The following is a 12,555-nucleotide window of genomic DNA, read 5'->3' as shown; positions in this document are numbered from 1 at the left end:
TCTGTTGTTTTCTAGTCATAAGGAGAGGATTGAATTGCCATCTTTTTTACTTTTTTTAAAATGAGCGAACCGTAAGTTTAGAGGAGAGCAGGCCAAGGATATTGCTCTTTTTTGACAATAGGAAGCCGAGCTATATCGTAGGCTTTACCAAGTCCTAGAATGCACTTCATAACGCTGGAAAACGCTATAAGAGCGGACGAATTCTTTCCCGATAGGCCGCTCCATCTAATCCGGTTCCTTGATTAGCCTGATCTGCTGGAATCATTTGTTCGAGGGCTGCAATCCGATCGCTACTGGCTGGGTGGGTACTTAAAAAGGTCGGCGGCGAGGGTTTGCCCAGAAGTTTTTCAAAAAATTGAACCAGACCCAGAGGGGAGTAACCTGTGTTCATGAGGATGGCTAATGCTCCGCGATCGGCCTCATATTCATGTTGGCGACTCCGGGGCAAACGGAGGGCTAATTCTACCCCGAGTTGTACTGCAATATTGCTATCCACACCGGCAGCACCTGCTAACCCTCTAGCAATGATTACTTCACGCATTTGCCGGATGGAATGTTTGTTAACAATGTGGCCGATTTCATGACCCATTACCCCAGCCAATTGCGCTTCATTATCCATTGCTTTCATCAGACCTGTGGTAACATAAACAAAACCCCCCATTGTTGCAAACGCATTGATGCTGTCATCCTGAACAACCTGGAAAGTGTAGGTAAGATTTGGCCGATCGCTTTGAGCTGCTAACCGATTGCCAACCTCCCTAACATAGGTATTAATTTGAGTATTTCCATAGAGTCTAAATTGACTCCTGAGAATTTGTTGGTTGATTTGTTGACCCAAGGCAACTTCCTGGGCATCGGACATGGTACTGAGTTGCAGGACCTCAAGTCCTGGCCCAATTAACCTCCGGGGGTTAAATGCGGAGCTAGGATAGGAGGAACTGACGACTAAGGCGATCGCCATAATCGCAGAAATGAGCGGGTAAATCCAGCGACGATTAACTCGATGAGAAATCCAAGCGTAAAGGTTGAACATAATAAATGTGAGAAATGTTTAAACAAAGAGGACTGATATTGAATTGACATAAGGTATTTTAACCGCGATCGCCATCATCCTAGGACTGCGATATCCCCTCATCTGGGCAATTCCTATACTGCCCTATCTCCAGAGGGTGTGACATCTGAAAAGATTGGGCGTAAGTTCTGCCTTATCTCTGTTCCCAGTCAACCCAAGACCCGGATAGTTTCAAGACTCCTGGACGGTTTCAGCCCCGTTGATTCAGTCTACTTCTAGCATAAGTGATCGCATCCCTTCTGATCCAGATGACGAATCGGGACAGAGACAGGTTGCCATTCACAATCCCTCAAAATCCTCATCGGGGGTTTGTAGAACGTTCGGGTAGGGATTCAGATCAAGGGGACGGTGACTTGAAATAGGCCCAATACTGGGTACACCGAGGTTCCAGGGGGAGCAAAAATTGCGATCGCCCCCGGATTAACAGGGTTCTTCAAAAGCTCCAACAGGTTGGACTAATAAGGTAATACAGTGAATACCAACAATGCGAACAGGTTCTCCCGGTCCGATGACAATTTCGCGATCGCACCGGGCGGGCCAATAACTGCCTCTAAAATGGACTCTCCCGGCTATATAGGGACCTCTAATCATCTCATCCACAATCCCAATTTCTCCCGGTCTGCCGAGAGTATATTTCAAGTTAGGATCGTGATATTCTTTGAGTCGGGCGGTATGCGGAGCAAACAGGTTGTTTAAAAAACTGAACATGGGATTTCGGTTGAACGCGACAATCCCACCCTAAAATGCTTGCTCCTTTTGTGGGGATACTCCCGTGTCACTCTCTGAATTGGTTGCTACATCCCCATGTTTTGGGGGCGATCGCCTCCAGTTTATCCCCAATCTGAGTCAACGTTTGCCGATAGACTTGTGCATTTCCCAAACTGCCACATGGAAAAGCAGGCGATCGCACGATTAGTCCTTGACACATCCTTCAATATTACGGACCGATGCGCTGGACTGCGGGACAATCACCGGACAATCATCCTGAGTCTGCCAAAATCGATCTACGGTGTAATGAAGAGCGATCACCCAAAATAAAATCACAAATGCCACCAAACCCAACTGTTCAGGGGAGATAAATCGTCGCAGAGGTTCTGTTTCCGTCTTCTTGTTGTCCATAGTACCTCCTAGTTTGGGTCATTGGCGACCCCACTGCCCCTGTTGGATTTATCCCAGGGGAATAGAGCGTTCAATAGAAATCGAACGCTTTAGTTAAAAATTCCCCTATTAAATATTTTATGCTAATTTTCCAAGTTTGGGGTATCAAAATCGGCTCATTGACGGAGTAAAATTTAACGATTTTTTTCGATTGAATGCGCCACGGTCTAGGGGATGGCTTTCGGGGTTAAATCCAAGAAGGGATCAGGGGTTAATCGTACAGGGCATGGCCTGAAACCGAATCAATTAGACTCGGTTGGAATCCGTTTATCAAAATTTCCATCTTGCCATCTCCAAGCAGCGATCGGGCTTCAGACTTGTAATAACAGAGTATAAAATAACCTGAAGGGTTCCCCATTCGTCAAGTTTCATCAGACGACCGTCACTGTACCTGATTGTGCAGGGATGTGGTTTTTAATGACGAGACTAATCCCGGATTAGAAACATCTTTCCCAGTAATCTTGGGGAGTCGTTTACTTTGCCCCTTAAGTTGACTGAAAATCTGGGACCAATTTAAGGTGATAACTCTAGGCAATAATACACAAAGCGTCGCATTAAATAAGGTCAAAAGGATAAATTCAAACCAGTTTGATAGCACCATAAAACTCTCCTTGCTGAAGCTGATTAGATAGTGTGTTTAATTATAAACGCCAGAACTGACGAAACGGTGAAATTTTAGCCCTTTCCATAATTAGAATTTCTTCTACTTCTCATAAACGATTCTCAAGATAAGATTGATTACGCAGAGGGCTTTCTCTCTGAGAAGTTTTCTATACAGAGCAATTGTTTCAGGCTTTTCATAAGTTTTTTGACATCTTGAGTTATAATTTATATTGGAACTTCCGTGCCTTGTTGCCCCAACGCAAAATCAACGTAGAGAGGGAAAAGGCCAGTCTGTCTAACTCCTCAAAAAACCTTTCCCCTTAAGTATAATCTATCCGAGAAGTTTTGGCCTCCGAATTCTTCACCCGAGGGGGATCATCGGCACAACCGGATTAAATCCCCGGGACAAGACACCGAATGATTGCCCCAGATCGAGTGTGACAGGCTGAAGGGGTGTAAAAAACCCGGTTTCTAACTTAATCCTATACCGAATCCTAAAAGGGTGAAGAATCTCTACCAGAAAGCCAACTGCATCACTCATCCAAACTACACAGAAAAGTCTGGGAAAAGCTGTGCTGCTTTGTAGTTTGGATTATATACAAAGGGCTATTATCGACCGACGGCAACGCTAGAAATCTTCTGGAGTGCATCCACTGACTGACGACAGGATTCCGCACACTTTTGACAATGTGGGTTGTCATGGGTTGCACATTCTTTCGCACAAGCTGCACAGATGTCGATGCAGGCGCGAGACACTTGTTCAATAAATTGAGAACCTCGACTCATGAAACCGGCAATAGTCCAGCACATTTGAGAGCAATCTCGGCATAAGCGAGCGCAGTCGGGCATATTGCCAATACATTCGTCAGCACAATGCTCGCACTGAATAGCACAATTGACGATCGCATCTATACTAGATTGATTAATTTGATGAGGCATGAAAATTTTCCTCCTTTGTTTCTGATGAAGTGCTAAGATCCACATTATCGGAACAGCTTGGAAATAGGATCTATCAAAAGTGTGAATAACCGGGTATCTCTTTAGGAAGACGGGAATTTCATTTCAGTTTCATTTTTAGATGATATTCTAAAATTTTATTATTTTTTAAGCATAATAAATCTAACAACTAAGTCATTTAAAGCAGTAGTTTTTTGATAAAACTAAACCTAAAAAATGAGGGTTATCTAATTTTCAAAAAAGTACCTACCTCTATTCATTTTTATTGAAAAACGAACGAGAGCGTAGCCTTAGATAACTCGATGTCCCTACGTTCTAGTAGGATAGATGAAGGATAAACAAGGGCGGGTAAATATGAAGGTACTGTTAGTAGAAGATGAGCCGGATTTAGGGGCAGCGATTAAACGGACCCTAGAGCGAGAAGCATACGTGGTAGACTGGGCCAAGGATGGGCGAGAGGGTTATGAGTATATTGAAAGTTATAGCTTACAACCCGTGGAAACGCCCTATACCCTGGCGATATTTGATTGGTTATTACCCGTATTATCAGGGATAGAATTGTGTAAGCGGCTGCGGGCTTCTGGCAGTGCTTTACCTGTGCTGATGCTGACGGCGAAAGATAGTATGGAAGATAAAGTCACAGGATTAGATGCCGGGGCGGATGATTATTTAGTGAAACCGTTTGGGATGGCGGAATTATTGGCCCGGTTGCGAGCATTACAGCGGCGATCGCCTCAATTGCAACCCCAGCAAATTCATGTGGGAAATCTGACTCTCGATTACGGGACTCGTACCCTCTATTGCCATCAGAAACCCGGCGAATCAGTAGCCATTTCTATGACCAATAAAGAGTTTCAGTTGTTGGAATATTTGATGCGTCATCCTCAGCAAATTATCACCCGCGATCGCATTTTGGATCGGTTGTGGGAATTAGGTTCAGAACCGGGTAGTAATGTAGTTGCCGCACAAATGCGCCTGTTGCGTCGCAAACTCGCCGAACAGGGTTACGATCGCCTGATAGAAACAGTTTATGGATTGGGATATCGCTTCAAAGCCGAAGAATAAACCAACTGGGGAGTAAAACAGCGTGAATCACAATCAACTTTTTAGACAAACTCGCTTCCAATTGGCTTGTTGGTATGCGGGTGTTATGGGGGTAATTTTGGGGTTATGTGGGTGGGGAATGTATGAAGCGATCGCCCATGCCCATTGGATGACCCTGGATCGCGAATTAGAATCCGTTGCAGGAACCCTTCATGATAGTTTAGAACCCGTATTGCAAGAACCCGCCAAATTAGAACCGGAAGTGGGTCGATTCTTGCCAGATTTATGTACTCAAAATGAACAATGTTGGAACCGAGAGTTTAATCGGGAACGACACGCGATCGGGGCGCTTCATCAAGGCGATTATTACGTCCGCTTACTCGATTTAACGGGCAATTTAATCGCCGTAGCGGGAGTGAATCCCGATGGATTAACCGGGAAACAAGCTGTAGAAACATGGCAAACCCTCACGGATAGTCAAGGGACCAGATTTTATCAAATTTCGGTCGTTTTACATACGGAAGATACCCGCGATTGGGGCAGTCTACAAGTAGGGAGAAGTTTGAAAGAATTTGATGACTATTTAAAGGCAATTCAAGTGATTATGTTAATCGGCTTACCCATTGCTTTGTTAGGGGTAGGAACTGCTAGTTGGGGATTGGCGGGAGTTGCCATGCAGCCGATTTATCAATCCTATCGGCAAATTCAACAATTTACCGCCGATGCTGCCCATGAGTTAAGAACGCCGTTAGCTGCAATTCGAGCCACAGTCGAATCAAATTTAAGAATTAATAGTTCTAGTTTTGAGGAGGCTTTGGAAACCTTAAAAACGGTTGATCGCCAAAATTTACGCCTCTCTCAACTCGTGAATGATTTGTTGTTATTATCTCGAATGGATCAACAAGAACTGCCTGTTAAATTTTCGCCTTGCTGTCTCAATGATGTAATGAGCGATGTAGAAGAAGAAATTGCAGCCTTGGCGATCGCCTCGAAAGTCACGCTCACTACTGAGATTCGAGTCCCGCAAGCCGTTCGGGTGAAAGGGAATGAAGAAGAACTCTATCGACTCCTGTTTAATTTAGTTAGTAATGGCATTCAATATACTCCGGATGGAGGTGAAGTTACTCTAATTTTAGACGCCAGCGATCGCCATGCCATTATTCAGGTAAAAGATACGGGAATTGGAATTCATTCTCAAGATTTAAACCGAATTTTTGACCGTTTTTATCGCGTTAATAGTGACCGGGCCCGCCATACCGGAGGTTCCGGGTTAGGGCTCGCCATTGCTAAGGCGATCGCCAAAACCCATCAAGGTAATGTTCTGGTGCAAAGTGAATTAAGTCAAGGGAGTTTATTTACCGTTCGCCTGCCGCTTTTAGAATCAGGATAGAGATCATCCGGGACAAGAAACTGGAGTTCTGTACTAGATGGGTTGCTGATTTTATGAGAGGGTTGAAAAAACCCCTGTTTCTAACCTCTCCAGTACCCACACTCTAAAATTAAATTCAATTTCATCCTTATTTCATTTTCCTCTGTCAGACTTAGGGGTGAGGTTTGATTCACCCTTACGAGAGCCAGACTAATCATGCGATCGCTCAATTACTCTACCCTAACCCCGACCTTACTGGCTGCTATCCTGCTCATGATGACTCCTCCGGCAGTTTTAGCTCATGCTGGACATGGAAATGAGTTTGAAGGCGGTGGCGATGCTAGTCATGCACCGACGGGGGGAATTAAAGTCGATTCTCAAACCCTTGAACGCATGGGAATTGTAGTTGAACCCGTGCAACAATCGGGGATGGAATTGGGAATAAAAGTCACGGGACAAATTGAAACATTACCCAATGAAACCGTCGAGGTCACTGCACCCATTGCTGGTAAAATTATTGAATTATTAGTCGAACCCGGAGATGCAGTTAAAGCGGGAGACACCGTAGCAATTTTGTCAAGTCCCGAATTAGCTGCTTTGCGGGTAGATGCACTGCAAAAACAGGCAGAAGCCGAATCTAATCTCAAGCAAGCTGAGGCAAATTGGCAATTAGCTCAACAAAATTATCAACGCCAAGTTACCATTGCTGATGCAGAAATTGCCCAAGCGGAACAGCAAGTAGCAACGGCTGAATCGCGCTATAAACGGGACCAAAATTTGGTAGATGAACAGGGAGTATTAACCGCCGCCGAAGAAGGGTATCGCCGCCAAGTAGAGTTAGCCGAATCGGAAATTGCTGCAGCGCAGAAACAAGTAGAAATTGCTCAGTCTCGCTATGAACGCGATCGACAGTTAGTGGAGGAAGGCGGATTACTCTCGGTTGCCCGAGAAAACTATCAGCGCCAAATGGAACTCGCCGAAGCCGAAATTGCCCAAGCCGAAACCGAATTAGTCGTGGCTCAGGAACGCTTTGAACGAGATCAAGAATTAGTCGAACAAGGGGCAATTCCACGCCGTCAAATGCTTGATTCTGAAGCCCAATTTGCGGCAGCAAAATCAGCCATTAAACGCGCTCAAAGTCGCTTAGGACAACTGCAAGCCGAATCAGAAGTGAAACAAGCAGAAATTGATTTACCGTTAAGAGACTTACGGGAATCTGAAGAACTCTTAGCGCGATCACAAACTGAATTAGCCCGCGCTCAAAGCCGCTTAGGACAACTGGAAGCCCAAGCCAATGTGAAACGGGCTGAAGCCGATTTACCCTTACGAGAGTTGCGGGAATCGGAAGATTTATTAGCCCAAGCGCGAGGGCAACTGACTCGGGCGAGAACTCGCCAAGGGGTGATTGCAGCCGAAGCGGAATTGAAACGAGCGGATGCGGAATTAAAAGCAGCAAAATCTCAGGTTAACTTGAGCGATCGCACCTATCAAACTCGTCTCAAACAGTTAAATATTATGGCAGATGAACAAGGAACTGTTACTGTAATTTCTCCAATTACAGGCGTCGTTGCTCACCGAGAGATTACCCCAGGTCAATCGGTGGATGCAGCAGGAACAAGTTTAATGAACATTCAAAATCAGACCCGTGTGGGTGCAATCGCCAATTTGTATGAAAAAGATTTACCTTCGGTAAAAATTGGACAACAAGTCAATATCAAGGTAGCGAGTTTTCCCAATCGCATTTTTACCGGAAGAATTAATTATATTGCCCCGGATGTCCAAGGAGAAAGCCGAGTCATTCCCGTGAGGGCGGAAGTCGATAATGTGGGGGGAGAATTAAAACCGGGGATGTTTGCAGAGTTAGAAATTGCTACGGAGAGAAGCAGCCAAGGGGTGACCAGTATCCCTGAAAGTGCCATTGTAGAAGTTAATAATTTGCCGGTAGTTTATGTCCAAAATGGGCAACAATTTCAGGCGGTTGAGGTGAAACTAGGACAACAATTTGGAGAGCGAATTGAGGTCAAAGGGGGATTATTTGCAGGCGATCGCATTGTCACCGAAGGGGCCATGCAACTCTACGCCCAATCCCTCCGAGGTGGCAGTAATACCAGTCATGATCACCCCGCAGAAACCGAGACAACCCAGATGAATGCCACCGGGTTAATGCAGTGGGGATGGCTCCCTCTATCAGGGGCGATCGCAGGGGTGGCATTTTGGTTCGGACGGCGCAGTAAACCTCTAAATAAATCAACCGAGCCTGACTCGATTTTTCCCTCCGAAAAAGGTGAATTTTGTGAACCAGCTAGGGGTGAGTTTTGTGAATTGCCAGTTTTAGTCAACAATCATCATCATAAGGAGTAAATTACCCTGCACTCTCCATGCTAACTATCGAACCAAAGCGAATTTTCCCCTCAGCGAAAGAAATTACCCCATGACATTGTTCTAGGAAGTCCATTCCCAGAACACCCTTCCACAGACTACCCTTTGGTAGGTCTAAAGCAAGGACGGGGAAATTGGGTTTTGTATGGTTTTTATATCCCAACCAGGGAACTTGAAACACCGGAATTCTATTTTCAATTCCACTACCCGTAAGGATGGAAACATACTTGAGAGGATTGGAGAGATCGCACCCGACCGTTTCAAGTATCTTTGGAGATAATGAGGTAAAAGTTGCTCCACAATCTACCAATAAAGGTGCTGTGACAGACGTTCCTCCTCTCCGGTTAACACTTACTTTGACTCTAATCAAGAGGTAATTAACTTTCCAGTCCGGGTTGATTAAGCCTGGATAGGCTATGCGCTCTAACTGATAAACTTGATCATTGCTCACATCAGCACCCCTGCATGATCCGGAACAAACGGCCCTGTATATTCGATCGCCAGAGGTTTGCCTCGGAATTCAAGCAGGCGATTCTCAATCTCATCGCAATCCGGGGAATGCGCTAACAGTTCCCCGGATTGTACCGATTGATCGCGATTGAGCCTTTTGTAGGCGATCAACACCCACTCTTGGGGGTAGCGGCGTTTAATCTCTGTCATACTTAACACTTCCCCAATCCCCTCTGTTTTGGCATTCGTCGGGGACGAGGTATCCTGATCACTGGCGTTGATTGCTGCTTTTATGGGGTTTTCCATTGTCGTTACTTATCCCGGTTGAGTTCTATTTTCCCTATTTTAGCAAAATTTCATCTGGATTTCATCTTTTCATGCCACCCTGAAATCACAGCCAAACTCTTACCTCCCACCCCTCCTAATCCATGCTTAATGGTATTCTGAAATGGTCGATCGCCCAGCGGTGGTTAGTCGTGATTGGAGCGATACTTGTCACAATTTTGGGCATTCATACAATTTCTCAAATGCCCTTAGATGTGTTTCCAAACTTTGCTCCTCCTCAAGTGGAAATTCAAACTGAAGCCCCTGGATTAGCCCCGGAAGAGGTGGAATCTTTGGTCACCTATCCCATTGAAAGTGCCATTAATGGAACTCCCGGATTAGAAACCGTGCGATCGTCTTCTGGAGTCGGACTATCAGTGGTGAAAGTGATTTTTAAATGGGGGACTGATGAGTATCAAGCGCGGCAATTAGTCACCGAACGATTGCAACAAGCAGGCAGTCAATTACCCCAAGGGGTGGAAACACCACAAATTTCTCCTATGTCTTCTCCTATAGGGACAATTATTCAATATGCCTTTACGGTGACAGGAGAGGGAGAAACCAGCTTAATGGAGTTGAAACAATGGGTCGATCGCGATATCATTAATCGGTTGCTGGCTGTCCGAGGAGTGACTCAAGCCATTGCCTATGGCGGCGATGTTCGGCAATATCAGGTTTTAGCTGATCCAGTAAAATTACAGGCTTATAATGTCTCTTTAACTCAAGTTAGAGAAGCAGCGGAAGCAGCGAATACGAATGCTGCTGGGGGTTTTTTACAAAGTCCGGACCGGGAATTAATTATCAGGGGAATTGGTCGGATTGAATCCCTAGAAGATTTACAAAAATCGGTAGTAACCTCCCGTAATGGTACTCCCATTTTATTAGAAGATGTAGCTGAAGTGAAAATTGGGGCTGCCTTAAAACGGGGGGATGGGAGTGTGAATGGACAATCTGCGGTGGTAGTGGTGGTGAATAAACAACCCCTGGCCGATACTCCCACGGTAACGAAAGCGGTGGAGGCGGCGATCGCAGAACTGCAAACAAGCTTACCCCCTGATGTCAAGATCATGGTCACTTTTCGGCAATCGGACTTTATTGATGCTTCTATTGAAAATGTCCGGGATTCTCTGCGAGATGGAATTATCATCGTTTCAATTATTCTATTTCTCTTTTTAATGAATTGGCGCACTGCCGTGATTACCTTGAGTGCCATTCCTTTATCTTTAATTATTGGATTAATGGTGATGAATCTTTTCGGTCAAGCTATTAATACCATGACCCTGGGGGGATTAGCCGTAGCCATTGGATCCGTGGTAGATGATTCGATTGTAGATATGGAAAACTGTTACCGAGGGTTAAGAAAAAACCAAGCGGCAGGGAATCCAATTCCTGCGCTTCAAGTGGTGTATGATACTTCGGTAGAAGTACGGGTTAGTGTGATATTTTCTACAGTCATTATTGCTGTAGTATTTGCCCCAATTTTTACATTAACCGGCGTTGAAGGGCGAATTTTTGCCCCGATGGGAGTGGCCTATTTAGTGTCGATTTTTGCCTCTACCTTTGTGGCCTTGACTCTTTCTCCGGCCTTATGTGCGTTTTTATTATCTTCTCAATCTTTACCAGAGGAAGAAACTTGGATTTCTAGGGTTTCGGAATGGCTTTACCGGCCTTTATTGCAAATTTCTATTCAATGGCCCGGTCTAATTTTAGGGATAGCAACCGCTGCATTTATTGCTTCTTTGATTATCTTGCCCTCTTTGGGACGGGTATTTTTACCCGAGTTTCAGGAACGGTCTTTAGTGAATGCAATGGTGCTCTATCCGGGAGTATCATTAGAAATGACAAATCGGGCGGGGTTAGCGATGCAAGAGGCCCTGAAAGACGACCCGCGTTTTAGTTGGGTGCAGTTGCGATCGGGACGAGCACCGGGAGATTCCGATGCTGGAGGGGTAACGTTAGGACATTTGGATATAGAGTTGAGTGATGTAGGAATACAAGATCGAGAAGGGGCGATCGCCAAGTTACGGGAAGAATTTGATAAATTACCGGGTGTTGCCCCCAGTATTGGCGGATTTATCTCACACCGGATGGATGAAGTCCTATCGGGAGTTAGAAGTGCGATCGCCGTCAAAGTCTTCGGTCCAGAACTTCCGGAACTCCGCATTCTCGGGGCACAAGTCCGCGATTTGATGCAGGATATCCCCGGTATAGTAGACTTGCAACTCGAACCTCAAGTCCCCATCCGTCAGGTGCAAATTCACTTTGATCGCCCTGCTGCTGCCCGCTATGGATTAACCGTGGGTGACTTGTCAGACACCCTGGAAACTGCCCTGAATGGGCGAGTGGTTTCCCAAGTCCTAGAACAACAACAATTGTTCGATTTGGTGGTCTGGTTAAAAGAAGATTTTCGCAACAATTTAGAGACGATTCGCAACTTATTAGTTGATACTCCTAGCGGTACAAAAATTCCCCTCGCTCAAGTTGCCCGGATTGATTATGGCACGGGTCCTAATACCATTAACCGGGAAAATGTCTCGCGCTTAATTGTAGTTTCCGCCAATGTTTCCGGGAGAGATTTAGGGAGTATCGTTGATGAAATTCGGGAAAAAGTGCGAGCATCCGTGCAACTTCCCCCCGGATATTTTATCCAATATGGGGGACAATTTGAATCAGAACAGCGGGCCAGTCAAAATTTACTCGTTTTTGGGTCATTAGCCCTGATTGTGATTGCCGTTTTAATGTATTTTGCTGTTAAATCTCTAGCAAGTACAGTGATGATTATGCTCAATCTCCCCTTAGCGATTACCGGCGGAATTTTTTCCGTTGCTTTGGGGGGTGGTGTTCTTTCCGTCGCTTCAATGGTGGGATTTATTACCTTGTTTGGGGTTGCCACTCGTAATGGACTGTTATTGGTGGATAATTACAACTCTAAACTCGCTGAAGGAATGCCCCTGAAGTCGGTAATTTTTCAAGGTTCAATAGAACGGTTAACGGCGATTTTAATGACGGCTTTAACATCCGCTTTAGGAATGTTACCCCTGGCGATCGGAACCGGGGCCGGAAAGGAGATTTTACAACCGTTGGCGGTGGTTGTTTTGGGGGGATTATTTAGTTCCACGGCGTTAACCTTGTTGGTGATTCCAGCGCTTTATTCTCAATTTGGTTGGAAGTTAAAGCCGAAAAAAGTTTCTACATAAAA

11 protein-coding genes are annotated in these 12,555 nt (G+C 45.3%); 4 read left to right on the top strand and 7 right to left on the bottom strand.

Features of this window, described 5'->3' with window-relative positions; translation table 11 throughout:
• Positions 1-184: 184 nt before the first annotated feature.
• The 5 genes from NG796_RS14970 to NG796_RS14950 all read right to left on the bottom strand — a co-directional run bounded on the left by NG796_RS14970 (position 185) and on the right by NG796_RS14950 (position 3,772).
• Positions 185-1,033: a M48 family metallopeptidase gene (locus NG796_RS14970; protein WP_261207639.1), complete on the bottom strand. Its 849-nt coding sequence runs from the start codon at positions 1,031-1,033 to the stop codon at positions 185-187.
• A gap of 459 nt (positions 1,034-1,492) precedes the next feature.
• The gene (locus NG796_RS14965; RefSeq protein ID WP_261207637.1) at positions 1,493-1,780 is read right to left on the bottom strand and encodes an NfeD family protein; all 288 of its coding nucleotides are present in this window, start codon (positions 1,778-1,780) and stop codon (positions 1,493-1,495) included.
• A 67-nt stretch (positions 1,781-1,847) separates the two neighbouring features.
• The gene (locus tag NG796_RS14960) at positions 1,848-2,000 is read right to left on the bottom strand and encodes a hypothetical protein (RefSeq protein WP_261207636.1); all 153 of its coding nucleotides are present in this window, start codon (positions 1,998-2,000) and stop codon (positions 1,848-1,850) included.
• The gene (locus NG796_RS14955) at positions 1,985-2,191 is read right to left on the bottom strand and encodes a hypothetical protein (RefSeq protein WP_261207635.1); all 207 of its coding nucleotides are present in this window, start codon (positions 2,189-2,191) and stop codon (positions 1,985-1,987) included. The genes NG796_RS14960 and NG796_RS14955 overlap by 16 nt, the downstream gene beginning before the upstream one ends.
• Positions 2,192-3,442: 1,251 nt before the next feature.
• Positions 3,443-3,772 carry a four-helix bundle copper-binding protein gene (locus NG796_RS14950; protein ID WP_261207634.1) on the bottom strand — a complete coding sequence of 110 codons (330 nt, stop codon included), beginning with the start codon at positions 3,770-3,772 and terminating at the stop codon, positions 3,443-3,445.
• Positions 3,773-4,144: 372 nt separating this feature from the next.
• Between NG796_RS14950 and rppA the strand changes: the two genes are divergently transcribed.
• The 3 genes from rppA (at position 4,145) to NG796_RS14935 (ending at position 8,564) form a co-directional block, all read left to right on the top strand.
• Complete coding sequence (gene rppA, locus NG796_RS14945; RefSeq protein ID WP_261207648.1) at positions 4,145-4,855, top strand: two-component system response regulator RppA; 711 nt, start codon at positions 4,145-4,147, stop codon at positions 4,853-4,855.
• Between the two features lie 22 nt (positions 4,856-4,877).
• On the top strand, positions 4,878-6,224 hold the full coding sequence (gene rppB, locus NG796_RS14940) for a two-component system sensor histidine kinase RppB (protein WP_261207633.1): 1,347 nt from the start codon (positions 4,878-4,880) through the stop codon (positions 6,222-6,224).
• 195 nt (positions 6,225-6,419) lie between these two features.
• Positions 6,420-8,564: an efflux RND transporter periplasmic adaptor subunit gene (locus tag NG796_RS14935; protein ID WP_261207632.1), complete on the top strand. Its 2,145-nt coding sequence runs from the start codon at positions 6,420-6,422 to the stop codon at positions 8,562-8,564.
• Between the two features lies 1 nt (position 8,565).
• Here NG796_RS14935 and NG796_RS26585 read toward each other — a convergent pair whose 3' ends face one another.
• Both NG796_RS26585 and NG796_RS14930 read right to left on the bottom strand, forming a co-directional pair.
• Positions 8,566-9,033: an aspartyl protease family protein gene (locus NG796_RS26585; RefSeq protein ID WP_411268813.1), complete on the bottom strand. Its 468-nt coding sequence runs from the start codon at positions 9,031-9,033 to the stop codon at positions 8,566-8,568.
• Entirely contained in the window at positions 9,030-9,338 is a 309-nt protein-coding gene (locus NG796_RS14930) for a hypothetical protein (RefSeq protein WP_261207631.1), read from the bottom strand. Before NG796_RS14930 ends, NG796_RS26585 begins: the two co-directional genes overlap by 4 nt.
• Positions 9,339-9,460: 122 nt before the next feature.
• Between NG796_RS14930 and NG796_RS14925 the strand changes: the two genes are divergently transcribed.
• On the top strand, positions 9,461-12,553 hold the full coding sequence (locus tag NG796_RS14925) for an efflux RND transporter permease subunit (RefSeq protein ID WP_261207630.1): 3,093 nt from the start codon (positions 9,461-9,463) through the stop codon (positions 12,551-12,553).
• Positions 12,554-12,555: the final 2 nt, after the last annotated feature.

This window comes from Laspinema sp. D2d (assembly GCF_025370755.1).
Classification (GTDB): domain Bacteria; phylum Cyanobacteriota; class Cyanobacteriia; order Cyanobacteriales; family Laspinemataceae; genus Laspinema.
This window is presented reverse-complemented; position numbering and strand designations above follow the sequence as displayed.

Excerpts from the sequence above, each read along its gene's own strand:
- rppA (WP_261207648.1), top strand. The coding sequence starts at position 4,145 with ATGAAGGTACTGTTAGTAGAAGATGAGCCGGATTTAGGGGCAGCGATT.
- NG796_RS14955 (WP_261207635.1), bottom strand. The coding sequence starts at position 2,191 with ATGGACAACAAGAAGACGGAAACAGAACCTCTGCGACGATTTATCTCC.
- NG796_RS14935 (WP_261207632.1), top strand. The coding sequence starts at position 6,420 with ATGCGATCGCTCAATTACTCTACCCTAACCCCGACCTTACTGGCTGCT.
- NG796_RS14925 (WP_261207630.1), top strand. The coding sequence starts at position 9,461 with ATGCTTAATGGTATTCTGAAATGGTCGATCGCCCAGCGGTGGTTAGTC.
- NG796_RS14960 (WP_261207636.1), bottom strand. The coding sequence starts at position 2,000 with ATGTGTCAAGGACTAATCGTGCGATCGCCTGCTTTTCCATGTGGCAGT.
- NG796_RS14970 (WP_261207639.1), bottom strand. The coding sequence starts at position 1,033 with ATGTTCAACCTTTACGCTTGGATTTCTCATCGAGTTAATCGTCGCTGG.
- NG796_RS14950 (WP_261207634.1), bottom strand. The coding sequence starts at position 3,772 with ATGCCTCATCAAATTAATCAATCTAGTATAGATGCGATCGTCAATTGT.
- NG796_RS14965 (WP_261207637.1), bottom strand. The coding sequence starts at position 1,780 with ATGTTCAGTTTTTTAAACAACCTGTTTGCTCCGCATACCGCCCGACTC.
- NG796_RS14930 (WP_261207631.1), bottom strand. The coding sequence starts at position 9,338 with ATGGAAAACCCCATAAAAGCAGCAATCAACGCCAGTGATCAGGATACC.